The following is a 16,481-nucleotide window of genomic DNA, read 5'->3' on the forward strand; positions in this document are numbered from 1 at the left end:
CAGATTGCATGGTCAAATTGTTAAAGAACGTTTTGTTATCTCGCTAACCGTTCGGTTTATCGTGACAACGGAGGCGCATTATAGAGAGTTCTCGAATCTTGGCAAGCCTAAAAACGACAAATATCTCCAACCGCTCACAAAACACACAACCAATCGATTTACGCTCAAAACAAACACACTTTCAATCCAAAAGCATAAAAAAAGCCTGCGATGAAGCAGGCTTTTTCCAGTGAAAGAGCATCAGAGAATTACTGGCTGGCAGAAATTTTTTCATCTTTCGCAGAAAGCACGATTGGTTTTCCAACGTTCAGGCTTCCAGACAAGATATCCTGCGCCAGTGGGTTTTCTATATATTGCTGAATTGCGCGTTTCAAAGGCCGGGCACCATATACAGGGTCGAAACCAGCGCTTGCAATCAGATCAAGCGCAGAGTCCTCGACCTTGAGTTCAAAACCTTTTTCTTCCAGGCGCTTGCTCAGACGAGCAATCTGAATCCGGGCAATATTCTTAATATGTTTATCGCCCAGCGGGTGGAAGACCACGGTTTCATCAACCCGGTTGATAAACTCAGGGCGAAAGTGATGACTGACAACTTCCATCACCGTCGCTTTCATGCCTTCATAATCCAGTTCACCGAAATGCTCCTGAATCCGATCAGATCCCAGATTCGACGTCATGATGATGACACTGTTCCGGAAGTCCACCGTTCTGCCTTGTCCATCGGTCAGTCGGCCATCGTCGAGAACCTGAAGCAGGATGTTAAATACATCCGGGTGCGCTTTTTCAACCTCATCCAGCAAAATGACGGAATAAGGACGACGACGCACCGCTTCTGTCAGGTAACCCCCTTCTTCATAACCGACATAACCCGGAGGTGCCCCCACCAGACGGGCAACAGAATGCTTCTCCATGAATTCGGACATATCAATCCGTACCATGGCATCATCACTGTCAAACATGAAGTTCGCCAGCGCTTTACACAGCTCGGTTTTCCCCACCCCGGTCGGGCCAAGGAACAGGAATGAACCAATCGGACGATTCGGATCGGAAAGGCCAGCACGGCTGCGACGAATCGCATTGGATACAGAACTGACCGCTTCATCCTGGCCAATCACCCGGGCATGGAGCGCTTCTTCCATCCGCAGGAGCTTATCCCGTTCGCCTTCCAGCATCCGGGAAACAGGAATCCCCGTCTGACGGGACAAGACTTCCGCGATTTCAGCATCCGTGACCCGGTTTTTCAGCAGCGTCATTTCCTGCATTTCGGCCTGAGCCGCCAGGTCCAATTGCTTTTCAAGTGCAGGAATCTTGCCGTACTGCAATTCCGACATTCGATTCAGGTCACCGGCACGGCGGGCAATTTCCATATCGGTACGCGCCTGCTCGAGTTCAGCTTTAATGTGCTGAGTACCGGATAGCGCTGCCTTTTCAGCATTCCAGACTTCTTCCAGTTCCGCGTATTCTTTTTCTTTTCCTTCCAGCTCTTCGCTCAACACAGCCAGTCGCTTCTGGCTGGCATCATCATTTTCTTTCGATAATGCCTGCTGTTCGATTTTCAACTGGATGATCCGGCGCTCAAGTCTGTCCAGCGATTCAGGCTTAGAATCAATCTGCATCCGGATACTGGATGCCGCTTCATCGATCAGATCGATGGCCTTGTCCGGTAACTGCCGGTCAGAAATATAACGATGAGACAAGCTAGCTGCCGCAACAATTGCCGGATCGGTAATCTCGACATGGTGATGCAGCGCGTAACGTTCTTTCAGGCCTCGCAAAATCGCAATGGTGTCTTCGACGTTTGGCTCATCCACCAGCACTTTCTGGAAACGACGTTCCAGCGCGGCATCTTTTTCAATAAACTGACGATACTCATCCAGCGTTGTGGCACCCACGCAATGCAGTTCGCCGCGCGCCAGTGCAGGTTTGAGCATGTTCCCGGCATCCATGGCGCCTTCACCTTTCCCGGCACCAACCATGGTATGCAGCTCATCAATAAAGAGGATGACACTGCCCTCTTCCTGAGCCAGTTCATTCAGAACAGCTTTTAAACGCTCTTCAAACTCACCGCGATATTTTGCGCCGGCAATTAAAGCGCCCATATCCAGAGACAGCACACGCTTATTGCGCAAGCCTTCCGGCACTTCGCCGTTGACGATTCGTTGTGCCAATCCTTCAACAATGGCGGTTTTACCGACCCCAGGCTCACCAATCAGCACCGGGTTGTTTTTGGTCCGGCGCTGCAGGACCTGAATTGTCCGGCGAATTTCCTCGTCACGGCCAATCACAGGGTCGAGTTTGCCCTGCTCAGCTCGTTCAGTCAGATCAATCGTGAATTTTTCGAGTGCCTGACGATTTTCTTCCGCATTCGGATCATCCACTTTCTGGCCGCCGCGAATTTTTTCAATGGCTTCTTCAACCTTCTGAGCCGTGAGGCCAACTTTTCGCAGCAGTTCTCCCAGCGGGCCTTTGTCATCCACTGCCGCCAAAATAAACAATTCGGAAGAGATAAATTTGTCTTTGCGTTTCTGGGCCAGCTTGTCACACATGTTGAACAATACGCCCATGCTGTGAGACAACTGAACGTCGCCACCAATTCCGCTCACTTTGGGTAAGCGATCTAACTGTTCAGCCAGACTGGAACGCAACTGAGTCATGTCGACATTGAGCAAAGTCAGCAACGGACGAGTGGTGCTGCTGTCCTGATTCATCAGTGCCATCATGAGATGTACGGGCTCGATATACTGATGATCGCGACCTAAAGCCAGCGACTGCGCATCAGAAATCGCTAATTGAAATTTGCTTGTAAACCGGTCCAGACGCATAAGTCCTCCACGCTCAATATGACCCTGTCATTCTCTTGATATATGGTTACGGCGCTGTTGCTTTTCAAGCATCAATTGTAGGGATATAAAAAGCGGCCGAAGCCGCTTTTCTAAAATGGGAAAGAATTATTGAGACAGCCAAATCAGACTAGCTTGCCGGCCGGTCACACCATCCCGTCGGTACGAATAAAAGCGGGCAGGGTCTGCATAGGTACATTCAGTCCCGCCAAAGATCTGGGTGATCCCCGCTCGCTGTAACCGAAGTCTTGCCAGCAGATAAAGGTCAGCCAGCCATTTCTCACCTTTGGGCGTGAATGCTGATGCGGCGTCTGGTTGCTCGGATACAAAACGCTCGCGGACCTCGCCGCCCACCTCAAAAGCAGCCGGGCCGATTGCAGGGCCGAGCCAAGCCAACATCTGGTTGGGCTCAGCAGAAAATGTCCTGACCGTTTTTTCCAGAATGCCGTCAGCCAGTCCGCGCCATCCAGCGTGCACCGCTCCCACTTGCGTGCCCTGACGGTCACACAGCAATACAGGCAAACAATCGGCGGTCATCACTGTGCACGCAATGCCCGATTCACGGGTGACGCTGGCATCCGCATTCGGGGCCGGAGAAAGCGGCCCGTGCAGATCCAGCACGATCGTACTGTGGGTTTGTGTTAACCAGGCAGGCGCATGGACGAGTCCCAGTTGCTGTTGCAACCACTGACGATTATGCGCAACCGCTGCTGGTTCATCACCGACATGATCCCCCAGATTCAGCCCTTCATACGAACCCTGGCTGATACCGCCGGAACGCGTCGTACTCATGGCTTTCACATGTGCCGGAGCTGGCCAGTCTGGGGTAATCCACATCTCAGTAATCGTCCTCTGGGTGGTCAAGTTTGTCCTGACGCAAAATTTCAACGAGTTCCACCATATCATCCGGTGTCTTCGCATGCCATTCCATCAGCTCACCCGTGATCGGGTGCTCCAATCGCAGCATCCGCGCATGCAGTGCCTGACGGTCAAACGCACGCAGCGCCTGAATCAATTCCTGTGATGCATGACGCGGCGGACGCGGACGTCCCCCATACAAAACATCCCCCACCAGCGGATGAGACAAATAAGCCATGTGCACACGGATCTGATGTGTCCGTCCGGTTTCCAGACGCAGCACCAGGCGCGTGTGCTCCCGGAAGTGCTCTGCAACCCGATAATGCGTGATCGCTGGCTTACCCAGTTCATGCACGGCCATCGACGTTCGCTTGGTTGAATGACGCCCGATTGGTTTTTCCACCACACCGCCACCGGTCATTTTGCCCATGGCAACGGCTTCATATTCACGGGTGATTTTCCGCTTTTGCAGCGCACGGACCAGACGCGTCTGACACTGGATGGTTTTCGCAACCACCATCAGACCTGTGGTGTCTTTATCCAGACGATGCACAATCCCGGCACGCGGCACTTCTGCCAGCGACGGGCAGTGATGCAGCAGTGCATTCAGTACCGTCCCATCCGGGGTGCCTGCCCCCGGATGAACGACAAAATCCCGCGGCTTGTTCATCACCAGCAGGTGCTCATCTTCGTAGACAATGTTGAGCGGAATATCCTGTGCAATCCAGCGCTCTTCATCTTCGATTTCAGCGACGACATTCAGATGTTCACCGCCCATCATCTTGGTACGCGGTTTGGTAATGACTTCGCCATCCACCTTCACATTGCCGTTCAGAATCCAATCTTTGATGCGGGACCGGGAATAATCCGGGTACAACTCTGCCAGTGCCTGATCCAGACGCTGACCTAATTGGCTATCGTTTACTATGTTGCTTAACTCTATTTGCTGTGCCATAAAGAACTTTTTCAAAAAGCGTGAGACTAAAGCTCAAACGCTGCGTAAAATGACAGAGATTAGCTGTCATTGTATCCGTTAACGGCTCTGACCGTAATGGATCACAGAAATAAATTATGACCAAGGAAACTGACGCCGTAATGAAACGCCTGATAATCCCGACATTTCTTGCCGCTGCGATTCTCTCTGGATGTTCCAGTACAGAGGAAGTCGTCCCGGATATTCCACCATCCGAGCTTTATTCCAGTGCACAGGAAGCGCTGCAAAGTGGTAGTTGGGTCACAGCGATCGAACGGTTGGAAACGCTGGATTCCCGATATCCGTTTGGCGCTTACTCGGAGCAGGTACAGCTCGATCTGATTTACGCGTATTACAAGAATGATGATTTAGCACTGGGTGAAGCCACCATTGATCGCTTTACGCGGCTCAATCCTACGCACGAAAAAGCGGACTGGGTGCTTTATATGCGTGGCCTGACCCACATGGCGCAGGATCGCTCCTTTATGCATGATGTTTTTAACATCGATCGCCACGACAGGGATCCGGAACCGGTCCGTCAGGCATTCCGGGATTTCAAACGTCTGCTGGAACGATACCCGTCAAGCCAGTATGCCGCGGATGCCAAAGCCCGTTTGGTTTACTTGAAAAATCGTCTGGCCGATTATGAACTGGCCACTGCTGATTTTTACGTTCGCCGTGAGGCCTGGGTGGCCGCGATAAACCGCTGCCAGCAGATCCAGCGTCTGTATCCAGACACAGAAGCAGCCAAGAAATCACTGCCATTGATGCTGACCGCTTATGAGAAGCTCGGACTGGACACGCCGGCGCAGCATACGCAACGATTGATCGACCTCAATCCGGCGTAACGCACTCTATTCATTCTCTGCAAACAAAAAACGGCAGCTCATCCGGCTGCCGTTTTTTGTTTCACTTTTTTCGTCCAGGGTCTGTAACAGCTCAGGCTTCAGCACCTCATGTTCCCACTCAGTCGCCGGCTTTCTCTGCCACCCTTGATCTGCTGGCCGAAAAAAATCCCTGAGCAGCACAGGCCGCCAGTCACGATATTTCTTCATACTGCCGTAATGTTGAGTCGCTCGACAAGGCTTTTGTCGTCATTTTCTTGTCACAAAGCAGAGCAAATCACAGAAATAAATTGGTGGATTAATTTACTTCGCAAAGTTGATCAAGATCACTTTTTTTCAGTTTGAGAAGCGTAATCTGAACTTAACCCACCAAGGGGTAGCAAAACAGGAGAGAGACTATGCAAGTAGAAGTCACAGGCAAAAACATTGATGTCACCCCTGCTATCCGTGAGCGCATTGAAGAGAAATTCAATAAGCTGGAGCGCTTCCAAGTCCCACTGATTGGCAAACATGCTGTCATCAGTAAAGAACCAAACCGGCACTTCAAGGTGGAAGCAACAGCCGGCATTCCTGGGGGTAATATTGTGGCGTCCTCTGAACAGGAAAACATGTATGCAGCCATTAAAGACATGTATCAGAAACTGGAACGACAACTGAGTAAACAAACGCATAAACCAGAAGCACGTCGCGCCAGTCACAGCCAGAAGCCTGTCGCCATTCAGCAGGAAGAGACCGCTGAAGACTTCGAAGCTTAACCCCATCACACGGCCCTGCCCAACGGCGGGGCCGATTTATTCTTGACATGATCCCGGATTCACCATAGGTTGATTCCTGAACAACGAAACAATCATTCATTACACAGAGTTCAAATTGCCATGATGCACATTCGCCTGTTTTTCTTTCGCTTCTTTTTTCGCTCGCCATAACCGGGGGCTCTCGTTACGCAAGAAATAAGCGAAAGACGAACAGCAAGCCTCCCAACCGGGAGGCTTTTTTTATTCAGGCCGTGGCCCGATCATGCAAGCACAACAAAAAAATAAAACAGACAGGGAATCCGAATGACCAAAAGTTATCACTCACTGGACGAGATCCGAACCCAAGTAACCCGGATTGATAATGAAATTCTGGCGCTTCTTGGTGAACGGCGTCAACTCAGTCTGGAAGTCGCCAAAAGTAAGATCAAAACAGCCAAACCCGTCCGGGATTTAGAACGGGAACAGGCGCTGCTGCTCCGGTTAATTGAGGAAGGTAAAACACGTCAGTTAGATGCCAATTACGTGACTCAGATTTTCCATACCATCATTGAAGATTCGGTGCTGTTTCAGCAGGCTTATCTGCAGAAACTGACCAACCCTGAAAGTCTCCAGCCGGTTGCCCGTGTCTCTTTTCTGGGGGCAAAAGGTTCCTATTCGAATCTGGCCAGTCGTCAGTATTTCAGTCGCAAACAGACCCGGCTTGTCGAAATCGGCTGTGACAATTTCCGCGAAGTGGTGAATGTGGTGGAAACGGGTCAGGCAGATTATGGTGTGTTGCCAATCGAAAACACCAGCTCGGGCTCCATCAATGAAGTCTACGATCTGCTCCAACATACCAGCCTGTCGATTGTCGGTGAAATCACGCAACCCATTGAGCATTGCCTGCTGACGGCTGTGCCCACAACACTGGCACAAATCGATACGCTGTACTCACATCCCCAGCCACATCAGCAATGCAGCGAGTTTTTGCACACTCTGGGTGACATCAGGCAGGAATATACCTCCAGTACTGCTGATGCCATGCAGCAGGTCGCCGAGCTCAAGCAGCCGAATATTGCGGCTATCGGCAATGCTTCCAGCGGTGAAATCTACGGTCTGACCCCGCTCAAAGCCAATATTGCGAACCAGCAGGAAAACTATACCCGGTTCATTGTGGTGGCCCGAAAAGCAGTCGATGTGACGCCTCTGATTCCGGCCAAAACGACACTGATCATGTCCACCGGTCAGAAGCCGGGCTCATTGGTGGAATGCCTGCTTGTATTACGCAACCTCAATATCAATATGGCGAAACTGGAATCCCGTCCTGTGATTGGCAATCCATGGGAAGAAATGTTCTATGTAGATGTGGAAACCAACCTCAAATCAGAAGCCATGCAAGTGGCGCTGGAAGAGCTGACCAAACTGACCCGTTTCATTAAAGTTCTGGGCTGTTACCCGAGTGAGAACGTGAAACCAGCCGAAGTCGACACACTGGAGTAATCACGCAAAAGGCCAGCAATCGCTGGCCTTTGATTTGAATCGGAAGAAAAAATCAGCTGCGGTGTGCAGCGTCATTGGCCTGCCGCAACAGAGACTGACTCTCTTTCATAAAGCGGCCCGCATAATCACCAAACCAGCTTTCGACCTGGTCAAACGCCTTTTTAAAACCGGCTTTATCCTGATTTTCCAAAATCTGAATCGCTTCACCAAAACGCTGATGGAAACGCTTAATCATCGCGATATTCTGTGGTGAAGACATAATAATGTCACCATACAACTGGCCATCCTGCGCAAACAGCCTGCCGACCATCGCCAGTTCCAAACGGTAAATCGGTGAACTCAGCGACAATAATTGATCCAGCCGCGGATCTTCTTCCGCCAGATGCACCCCATACACAAACGAGGTGAAATGTCGCAGCGCCTGAATCAGCGTCATCCCCTGATCATGTTCGATCGCACTGATCCGGTTCAGACTGGCCCCCCAGATCTGGATCTGCTCCAGCAGCCACTGGTAGTGTTCCGGGTTACGGCCATCACAGTACACGACCACCTGTTTGGCCAGACTACTGATATCCGGGCCAAACATCGGATGCAGACCAACAACAGGACCCGAGTGCACTTCCAGCATCGTTTGCAGCGGACCGCTCTTAATGGAGGTCAGATCGGCAAGAATGCAGTCATCCGGCAAAGTCGGCAGACGACGAATCACCTGCTCGGTCAGATGAATCGGCACCGTCACCACAACCATACCGGCATCAGCAACTAAGGCCTCGGCCTGATCCCAGTCCTGACTGCCCAGTTGACGAACCTGATACCCGGAGAGTTCAAACAGGCGACAGAACAGGCTGCCCAACTGACCATACCCCCCCACAACCACAATCGGCCGGAGTTCAGGGTTCAGACATTTGAATCCCGAGTCATTCTCGCTGGCGTAAGACTCGCGCATCGTACGGCGAAGAATATCTTCAATCAGATCAGGCGGTACGCCTTGATCTGCCGCTTCCTGACGGCGCGACGCCAACATGGCTGCTTCGCGATCCGGGGCATAAATCGGTAATCCGTGCTGACTTTTCACATGCCCGACTTCTTCCACTAAAGCCAGACGGCGCGCCAGCAGTGCCACCATCTGCTTGTCTACTTCATCAATTTGATCACGGAGCGTGCTCAGTTCAGCAACCATACGTCTGTTGTTCCTTTATTGAATGCGATCCTGAAGAAAAGGAATCAATTCCTGATGCGCATGACGCAGCAGAGTTTCTGTGCTTTCCCAGTTGATACAGGCGTCGGTAATGGACACACCATAAGCCATGTCACTGCGATCCAGATCCGCACTCTGATTGCCTTCATTCAAATGACTTTCCAGCATCAGGCCAATCACAGAGCGGTTTCCTTCACGAATCTGGTGAATCACATCTTCTGCCACCAGCGGCTGACGACGGTAATCTTTACGGGAATTGGCATGCGAGCAGTCTACCATCAAGGCCGGACTGAGGCCCGCCGCATTCATCTCATTTTCGCATTCAGCGACAGAGACAGAATCATAGTTGGTTTGCTTGCCGCCCCGTAAAATCACGTGACCGTCCGGGTTGCCTTGTGTGTTCAGCAGGGCAACCTGACCTTCCCGGTTAATGCCCATAAAACGGTGACCGGAAGCTGCAGCCTGCATCGCATTAATTGCAGTGCCCAAGCTGCCATCGGTCCCATTTTTGAAACCGACCGGCATCGACAAACCACTGGCCATTTCCCGGTGCGTCTGAGATTCAGTGGTCCGGGCGCCAATCGCGGCCCAGCTGAACAGATCACCAATGTACTGCGGGCTGATCGGATCCAGCGCTTCGGTCGCAATCGGAATCCCCATTTCGACCAGATCAATCAGCAACTGACGGGCAATGTGAAGGCCTTCTTCGATTTCAAAAGAGCCATCCAGATGCGGGTCGTTGATCAGGCCTTTCCAACCCACCGTCGTTCTTGGTTTTTCAAAATACACACGCATCACAAGATAAAGCTGATCACTCACCTCTTCTGCCAGCTCTTTAAATCGACGGGCATAATCCTTGGCAGCTTCAACATCATGAATCGAACAGGGGCCACACACCACCAGCAGGCGGTGATCTCGTTTATGGATAATGTCAGCAACCGTTTTTCTTGATTGCTCAATAAATTTCAGGGCTGAGTCACTGACCGGCAGCTTATCCTTCAATTGCTGCGGGGTAATCAAAACCTGCTCATCCTGAATATGGACATTATTCAATACATCTTTCTGCATGGGGCCATCCTGATCTTGTGATTGCTTGGTGTAAATTTATAGTTACAACAGGATTTCCCCTGTCTGTTGAAAGACAATAACAACTGACTTTTCATGGGGCAATAGCGTGTAAAGAAAAAATACCATTCGTAAATTAAAATTTACACACAAAGCCAAAGATTGCCTTTCAACGAAAGAAAGCTACCATAAACGCCAATTTCCCGAATCCGGCATCTTCATGGAACTCATCCTCTCTTTACTGCAACAGCTGAGTGTTTATCTGGTTCTGGCATACCTGCTGAGCAAGACGCCTCTCTTCATGCCGATTACAACGGTGTCCGGCAGACTGTCTCAGCGCTTTGCCTGCTACATCCTGTTTTCGCTGTTCTGTATTCTGGGCACCTATTTTGGGTTGCACATTGAAGATGCCATTGCCAATACCCGTGCCATCGGGGCTGTCATGGGTGGCCTGCTGGGTGGCCCCGTGGTCGGTTTTGCCGTGGGGCTGACCGGCGGCCTTCATCGTTACAGTATGGGCGGTTTTACCGACGTTGCGTGTGCGATCTCTACGACAGTCGAAGGGGTGATCGGTGGGATCATGCACAGCTACTTCGTCCGGCGCAGTAATTTTGATGCGATTTTCCGTCCGCTGACAGTGTTTGCAATTACGCTGGTAGCAGAAATTCTGCAAATGCTGATTATTCTGATGGTGGCTGAACCCTTTGATCAAGCTTACAGCCTGGTCAGCGCGATTGCCCTGCCGATGGTTATCGCCAACTCTGTGGGTGCAGCTTTGTTTATGAGCATCATCCGGGACAAGAAAACCATCTACGAGAAATACTCGGCTGCCTTTTCCAGCCGGGCACTGAAAATTGCTCAGCGATCCGTGGGTATACTCAGCCAGGGGTTCAATCAGGAGAACTCCAAACAAATCGCACGAATTGTTTATGAAGAAACAGGCGTCGGTGCGGTTTCGATTACCGACCGAGATAAAATTCTGGCCTTTATCGGGATTGGTGATGACCATCATATACCGGGCACCCCCATTTCATCTCAACATACCAAACAAGCAATAGAGAACTGCGAGCTGGTCTATGCCGATGGTTATGAAGTGCCTTACTGCTGCTCGCTGTATGATAAATGCAAACTCGGTTCGGCACTGGTGATCCCACTGATTGGGGGCAATCACGAGGTCATCGGGACCATTAAGCTCTACGAACCCAAGCGCAAGCTGTTCTCGACCATTAACCTGACGCTGGGCGAAGGGATCGCCAAATTGCTGTCCAACCAAATTCTGACCGGCCGATATAACCGTCAGCAAACGCTGCTGACACAAGCCGAACTGCGCTTGCTGCAGGCTCAGGTCAATCCGCATTTCCTGTTCAACGCGCTCAACACCATCAATGCCGTGGTCCGGCGTGACCCGGATAAAGCCCGGCAGTTGATTCAGCACCTGTCCCAGTTTTTCCGCCGCAACCTGAAGCAGAATATTGAAACCGTCACGCTCGAAGAAGAGCTGCAGCATGTCCATGCTTATCTTGAAATCGAACGGGCACGGTTTGCCGATCGGTTGCAAGTCGAAATCAGGATTGACGATGCGCTGTTGCCGATCAGAATTCCGACCTTTACCCTGCAGCCTCTGGTTGAAAATGCCATTAAACACGGCACCTCAAATCTGCTGGAAAACGGGCAACTGACCGTCAGTGCCTATGAAACTTCCGGGCGGATTATCCTTGAAGTGCGGGATAATGCCGGACTTTATCAGCCCGTCAGCGAAGAAAGCGGACTCGGGATGAAAATCGTCGATAAGCGACTCAAAAATCAGTATGGCCAGGAATATGGGCTGCAAATGACCTGGGAGCCCGATCAATGGACTCTGGCGACCATCACTCTGCCGAAGGAGAACGGACAGTCATGATCAAAGCACTCGTTATTGATGACGAACCTTATGCCCGTGAAGAACTGATTGATCTGCTGCTCGACAGCGGCCATGTCGAGATCATCGGCAGTGGTGCCAATGCGATTGAAGGGCTGAAACTGATCAACACCCTGAAGCCCGAGGTCGTATTTCTGGATATTCAAATGCCCAAAATCACCGGGATTGAATTGCTCAGCATGCTGGATCCGGACACCATGCCCAAAGTGGTTTTCGTCACGGCTTATGATGATTACGCCATCAAGGCATTCGAGGACAACGCCTTCGATTATCTGCTCAAGCCCGTAGAACCGTCCCGGCTGGATAAAACGCTGAATAAACTCAAGCGGGAATTGCGCCAGCCGGATTATACGCCCCTGTTGAGCGACATGCTGGAACTGATCCCCTGCAGTGGTCATCACCGGATCCTGCTGCTGAGTCCGGCAGAAATTACGTACGCCTGCTCGGATTTATCCGGCGTGCATGTGGTCACCAAAGACACCCGAGCCACCACGCAACTGACCCTCAAAGTACTGGAAGAAAAAACGCCGCTGATCCGCTGCCACCGTCAGTATCTGGTTCATCCGCAGGCCATTCGTGAAATCAAGCTACTGGAGAATGGTCTGGCCGAAATCACCACACTGCACGGACATCCCGTCCCGGTCAGCCGTCGGTTCCTGAAAGAAATTAAAGACAGGTTTGGCCTGAGCTGATTCCCACATCTCAATCACTGGCTCCGGGGCATACCGCTTGCTCCGGTTGTCATGCCACTCAGGCGGGAAAGTCTGCCCCTTCATCTCCACCGCTGCCGTTCAGCGCTGTATACGACCGCCCGGCATTCTGGCCCGCCACTTAACCGGACAATCGACCACTCAGCATCGCTATAGCGCCACTCACTGATTTCCAGCGTGCGTCTGTCCGGCCAGTCGCTATGATGCCAGCGTTGATAAACCACTAACTTAACCCTACACGAGTGAGGCACAGATATGGCCTGGTTTTTGATTTGTGTGGCTGCGCTGATTGGCGGCTACTTTATCTACGGTGCATTCATTGAAAAGATCTTTGGCATTAACGAACAACGTCAGACGCCAGCTTTCAGTAAGCAGGATGGTGTTGACTATGTCCCGATGTCGAAGAAAAAAGTGTACCTGGTACAGCTGCTGAACATTGCCGGTGTCGGTCCGATCTTCGGCCCGATCATGGGTGCCCTCTATGGCCCTGCAGCCATGCTCTGGATTGTTCTGGGCTGTATCTTTGCCGGTGCCGTGCATGACTACTTCTCGGGGATGCTGTCTGTGCGCAACGGCGGTGCTTCCGTGCCGACACTTTCCGGCAAATACCTGGGCAATGGCGCCAAACATTTCATGAACATCTTCGCCATTGTGCTGCTGTTGCTGGTTGGGGTGGTTTTCGTTTCAGCGCCCGCTGGGATGATCACGAGTCTGGTAAATGAGCAAACCGACCTGACGGTCAGCATGGGCACCATGGTTGCCATTATCTTTGCTTATTACATCATCGCGACCATTGTTCCGGTAGATAAGATCATCGGTCGCTTCTACCCGCTGTTTGGCTTCCTGCTGATTTTCATGTCGGTTGGTCTGATCACTGCGATTGCTTTCTCCAGTGAATACACACTGCTGGGTGATTACGAAGTCAGCCAGATGCTGACCAACATGAACCCGAATGACATGCCACTGTGGCCTGCGCTGTTCATCACCATTGCCTGCGGTGCAATCTCCGGCTTCCACGCCACTCAGTCTCCGCTGATGGCGCGCTGCATGGAAAACGAAAAGAACGGCCGCTTTGTCTTCTACGGTGCGATGATCGGTGAGGGTGTGATTGCCCTGATCTGGTGTGCACTGGCGCTGTCTTTCTTCGGCTCAGTTGAAAGCCTGTCGGATGCGGTTGCAAACGGTGGTCCGGGTAACGTGGTTTACAGCGCGTCTTTCGGCCTGCTGGGTGTGGTCGGTGGCGTGGTTGCCTTCCTGGGTGTGGTGATTCTGCCAATTACCTCGGGGGATACGGCTTTCCGCTCAAGCCGCCTGATCCTGGCTGAGTATTTCAACCTGGAACAAAAGAGCCTGCGGAACCGTCTGATGATGGCCGTACCGCTCTTTGTGATTGGTGGCATTCTGACACAGGTCGACTTCGGTATTATCTGGCGTTACTTCGGCTTTGCAAATCAGGCTACCGCTGTGATGATGCTGTGGACCGCCTCGGCTTACCTGCTGCGCCATAATAAACTGCACTGGGTAACCACAATACCGGCTATCTTTATGACTTCCGTGGTCATCACCTTTATCCTGAATAACAGTCAGCTGGGCTTCGGAAGGGAGATGATGGAATCGACAATCATTGGTGTGGTCGCATCTCTGGCGATTACCGTCTACGTCATCATGATTTCCAAAGGAAAAGGCGATCTGACCGAAGACGATGCACAAGCGAAGCCAGTGAAGTCAAATACCAAGGCGACGACCACAGCTTAATTGCGGTCCCCGCCCAACATAAGAAAGCCAGCATTCCTTGCTGGCTTTTTGATTGGGATTTCGTCATCACTTTTCGATGGAATTAATCCAGTACTTTCGCAATGTGCGTGATAGAGGCTCTGCCTTCACGTGGTTTATAAATGGTCACCATTGCGGGATAGGTGACTGAACCCGGGATCACAACTTCGGCATTACAGAAAAACTTAAAGTTCACGCCGTTGACTACTTGTTGTGCAAACGCCACCGGCTGATATTTCACCCCCACAAACCCCTGAAAGGCTTCATCAAAAGCCAGCTTTGCTTCAGATGATAATTGATCTTTAAATGGGCTGTATGCACCAACTGCACTCAATGTTTCGCTCATCGTTTTATCCTTCGAAAGTTTCTACTGAAGATAGATGTGACGTGAAACTAAAACATGGTGATTTCACGTTATCACAAGCCTAGACCCGCTGGAGAAGAATACTTTGATTCGCACGGTTTTAATGCAAAAACCAGACTACGCACCACTTTTTGATGAACCGTTGATGAAAGCCATCCGGCATCGGTGAGATTCAAAGTGCTGAAGCTTGTCAGTATCTGAGTGCTCGCCAGGTCACTCGACAGCCTCAGCCTGACGGGGTTGCCCGTTTCACGAAGAAGTGTCTCTAACGCCTTTCGCCAACCGCCGGTTTCTGGCCTTCCCTTTCAACAGTCTCGTTGGCAATTGCTCTTCTGGTACCCACCGGAGCACTTGAGGGGCGGCAGCTTCCATATAGTGAACATTGCCATCGTTCGTGGGCGACCACCATTTCCCACTGCTCAGTTGCACTGGCTGATAAATATAGCGATCACGTTCCGCATTCAGCACACACATCGAGACCGGACCATCACGCGTCATGGTCATAAATGAACAGGCTTCCACCCGCTCGCAATCCAGACAATCACCAGGCATAAAACTATGCGTAAAGACAGAAAGCGTCGATATTTTTCCCCGGCAGGCAAACAAGTCACGTCGCATCTGCCAGGCTTTTTTCAACGCCCATCGTGTTAAACGCACGGCTAATTTAGGATTGAAACACAACCATTTCATGAAGCCTAACATGGATCTCAACGGTTGATTCCGGTGCCAAAGCAGTGCTGTGGAATGCCGTAAAACGTCCCCGGTCAGCGCAGAGTCATCATAGAAATTCCAGATCTTACCGTTGACGACCAAAGTTAATGCGTAGCGATTACAGTCCGGATGGCCAATTTCAGCCGCCTGATAGTTTAACGGACTGGCACATGCCGAATTGATCAACGCCAGTACCGTGTCCCGGGAAAGCTGGTTTTCGACCGAATGGACACCTCGGCCTGTGTCTGCTTCCAACTGGAATGACACCGTTCGGATCTGCTGAGCATGACGCGCAAAAAAATGCATTAAGTCAGGGATCTGCTTGATATTTCCCGGATGGATCGTGGTATTGAACATCACCGTGAGGGGCAAGCCAGCCACTCTTTCCAGGTAACGGGCTCTCAATTGATTCAGGGAGACTTCATCCGGGTATTTTTTATAACCTTGCGTGGTATCCACATGAAACGCCACATCCACGAGTCCTGCTTCGCAAAGCTTTGTTAATAAAGCTCTGGAGGCACGAATACCATTCGTCATCAGCGTCGGTCGCATCTTTTTTTCTGCGATCCAGCGAACGATCAGTTCTAATTCATCCGGATCACGCAGGGTCGGATCCCCGCCAGTCACCTGTACGTCTGTCCCCTCACCATACCAGGTATAAATCGCATCAATCCGCCGTTTGATTTCTTCTAAGGGGATATCCTGAACCGCCTGAGAGTGTTCCGATAAATAGCACAATGAACAGTCAAGATTACAGCGTTGCGTGATTTCCAGTGCCACACATCCCACAGCCCAGCGCCGTCCCAATTGCTGATTATGATGCCACAAACCCAATCGCTTCAGCGTGTTCCGCATATCCGCTAACGGGGTGGCCGACCACTTTTTAGGGCGGTACGGGGGTGGAAATACCTGTGTTTCTTTCTGTTCACTCATGCTTTCTGTGCCTCGAATTTTCAGCAATAAAGCCTGGCGTCGCTGGTCTGAGTCATGAC

General features: G+C 51.3%; 13 protein-coding genes and 1 other annotated feature. Of the genes, 6 read left to right on the forward strand and 7 right to left on the reverse strand.

Translation table 11 applies throughout. The features are described 5' to 3' along the window. Nucleotides 1-248: 248 nt before the first annotated feature. The 3 genes from clpB to rluD all read right to left on the reverse strand — a co-directional run bounded on the left by clpB (nt 249) and on the right by rluD (nt 4,653). Nucleotides 249-2,822 carry an ATP-dependent chaperone ClpB gene (clpB, locus tag KDD30_RS12640; protein WP_211646181.1) on the reverse strand — a complete coding sequence of 858 codons (2,574 nt, stop codon included), beginning with the start codon at nt 2,820-2,822 and terminating at the stop codon, nt 249-251. Between the two features lie 126 nt (nt 2,823-2,948). Next, nucleotides 2,949-3,677 carry a peptidoglycan editing factor PgeF gene (gene pgeF, locus KDD30_RS12645; RefSeq protein ID WP_211646182.1) on the reverse strand — a complete coding sequence of 243 codons (729 nt, stop codon included), beginning with the start codon at nt 3,675-3,677 and terminating at the stop codon, nt 2,949-2,951. Nucleotide 3,678: 1 nt separating this feature from the next. Further along, on the reverse strand, nt 3,679-4,653 hold the full coding sequence (rluD, locus tag KDD30_RS12650) for a 23S rRNA pseudouridine(1911/1915/1917) synthase RluD (protein WP_211646183.1): 975 nt from the start codon (nt 4,651-4,653) through the stop codon (nt 3,679-3,681). A gap of 140 nt (nt 4,654-4,793) precedes the next feature. Here rluD and bamD point away from each other — a divergent pair, with 140 nt between their 5' ends. From bamD to pheA, 3 genes are all read left to right on the forward strand, one after another. Next, on the forward strand, nt 4,794-5,519 hold the full coding sequence (bamD, locus tag KDD30_RS12655) for an outer membrane protein assembly factor BamD (RefSeq protein ID WP_211646184.1): 726 nt from the start codon (nt 4,794-4,796) through the stop codon (nt 5,517-5,519). 395 nt (nt 5,520-5,914) lie between these two features. Continuing rightward, a complete protein-coding gene (hpf, locus tag KDD30_RS12660) occupies nt 5,915-6,271 on the forward strand; it encodes a ribosome hibernation-promoting factor, HPF/YfiA family (RefSeq protein ID WP_211646185.1) in 357 nt (118 codons plus the stop codon). Between the two features lie 122 nt (nt 6,272-6,393). Continuing rightward, nucleotides 6,394-6,515: a sequence feature (Phe leader region), on the forward strand. A gap of 59 nt (nt 6,516-6,574) precedes the next feature. Then, the gene (gene pheA / locus KDD30_RS12665; RefSeq protein WP_211646186.1) at nt 6,575-7,750 is read left to right on the forward strand and encodes a prephenate dehydratase; all 1,176 of its coding nucleotides are present in this window, start codon (nt 6,575-6,577) and stop codon (nt 7,748-7,750) included. 52 nt (nt 7,751-7,802) lie between these two features. Here pheA and tyrA read toward each other — a convergent pair whose 3' ends face one another. Continuing rightward, complete coding sequence (tyrA, locus tag KDD30_RS12670; RefSeq protein ID WP_211646187.1) at nt 7,803-8,930, reverse strand: bifunctional chorismate mutase/prephenate dehydrogenase; 1,128 nt, start codon at nt 8,928-8,930, stop codon at nt 7,803-7,805. A gap of 15 nt (nt 8,931-8,945) precedes the next feature. Further along, the gene (locus tag KDD30_RS12675; protein ID WP_211646188.1) at nt 8,946-10,016 is read right to left on the reverse strand and encodes a 3-deoxy-7-phosphoheptulonate synthase; all 1,071 of its coding nucleotides are present in this window, start codon (nt 10,014-10,016) and stop codon (nt 8,946-8,948) included. A gap of 217 nt (nt 10,017-10,233) precedes the next feature. On the opposite strand from KDD30_RS12675, the gene KDD30_RS12680 reads away from it, so the two are divergent. The 3 genes from KDD30_RS12680 to KDD30_RS12690 all read left to right on the forward strand — a co-directional run bounded on the left by KDD30_RS12680 (nt 10,234) and on the right by KDD30_RS12690 (nt 14,396). Then, nucleotides 10,234-11,913, forward strand: a complete 1,680-nt coding sequence (locus KDD30_RS12680) for a sensor histidine kinase (protein ID WP_211646189.1) — start codon at nt 10,234-10,236, stop codon at nt 11,911-11,913. Beyond that, nucleotides 11,910-12,623, forward strand: coding sequence for a two-component system response regulator BtsR (btsR, locus tag KDD30_RS12685; RefSeq protein WP_211646190.1), 714 nt, complete (start codon nt 11,910-11,912; stop codon nt 12,621-12,623). The genes KDD30_RS12680 and btsR overlap by 4 nt, the downstream gene beginning before the upstream one ends. Nucleotides 12,624-12,896: 273 nt before the next feature. Then, complete coding sequence (locus KDD30_RS12690; protein ID WP_211646191.1) at nt 12,897-14,396, forward strand: carbon starvation protein A; 1,500 nt, start codon at nt 12,897-12,899, stop codon at nt 14,394-14,396. Between the two features lie 82 nt (nt 14,397-14,478). Here the strand turns inward: KDD30_RS12690 and KDD30_RS12695 are convergent, their stop codons facing one another. Continuing rightward, nucleotides 14,479-14,760, reverse strand: a complete 282-nt coding sequence (locus tag KDD30_RS12695) for a hypothetical protein (RefSeq protein WP_211646192.1) — start codon at nt 14,758-14,760, stop codon at nt 14,479-14,481. Between the two features lie 267 nt (nt 14,761-15,027). Further along, nucleotides 15,028-16,422, reverse strand: coding sequence for a radical SAM protein (locus tag KDD30_RS12700; protein WP_211646193.1), 1,395 nt, complete (start codon nt 16,420-16,422; stop codon nt 15,028-15,030). Nucleotides 16,423-16,481: the final 59 nt, after the last annotated feature.

The sequence above is a fragment of the Photobacterium sp. GJ3 genome (genome assembly GCF_018199995.1).
Taxonomy (GTDB): Bacteria; Pseudomonadota; Gammaproteobacteria; order Enterobacterales; family Vibrionaceae; genus Photobacterium.

What these genes read in the sequence shown, in the direction of transcription:
- KDD30_RS12700 (WP_211646193.1), bottom strand. Translation starts at nt 16,422, where the DNA reads ATGAGTGAACAGAAAGAAACACAGGTATTTCCACCCCCGTACCGCCCT.
- bamD (WP_211646184.1), top strand. Translation starts at nt 4,794, where the DNA reads ATGAAACGCCTGATAATCCCGACATTTCTTGCCGCTGCGATTCTCTCT.
- clpB (WP_211646181.1), bottom strand. Translation starts at nt 2,822, where the DNA reads ATGCGTCTGGACCGGTTTACAAGCAAATTTCAATTAGCGATTTCTGAT.
- KDD30_RS12675 (WP_211646188.1), bottom strand. Translation starts at nt 10,016, where the DNA reads ATGCAGAAAGATGTATTGAATAATGTCCATATTCAGGATGAGCAGGTT.
- pheA (WP_211646186.1), top strand. Translation starts at nt 6,575, where the DNA reads ATGACCAAAAGTTATCACTCACTGGACGAGATCCGAACCCAAGTAACC.
- KDD30_RS12690 (WP_211646191.1), top strand. Translation starts at nt 12,897, where the DNA reads ATGGCCTGGTTTTTGATTTGTGTGGCTGCGCTGATTGGCGGCTACTTT.
- btsR (WP_211646190.1), top strand. Translation starts at nt 11,910, where the DNA reads ATGATCAAAGCACTCGTTATTGATGACGAACCTTATGCCCGTGAAGAA.
- hpf (WP_211646185.1), top strand. Translation starts at nt 5,915, where the DNA reads ATGCAAGTAGAAGTCACAGGCAAAAACATTGATGTCACCCCTGCTATC.
- tyrA (WP_211646187.1), bottom strand. Translation starts at nt 8,930, where the DNA reads ATGGTTGCTGAACTGAGCACGCTCCGTGATCAAATTGATGAAGTAGAC.
- KDD30_RS12695 (WP_211646192.1), bottom strand. Translation starts at nt 14,760, where the DNA reads ATGAGCGAAACATTGAGTGCAGTTGGTGCATACAGCCCATTTAAAGAT.
- rluD (WP_211646183.1), bottom strand. Translation starts at nt 4,653, where the DNA reads ATGGCACAGCAAATAGAGTTAAGCAACATAGTAAACGATAGCCAATTA.
- pgeF (WP_211646182.1), bottom strand. Translation starts at nt 3,677, where the DNA reads ATGTGGATTACCCCAGACTGGCCAGCTCCGGCACATGTGAAAGCCATG.
- KDD30_RS12680 (WP_211646189.1), top strand. Translation starts at nt 10,234, where the DNA reads ATGGAACTCATCCTCTCTTTACTGCAACAGCTGAGTGTTTATCTGGTT.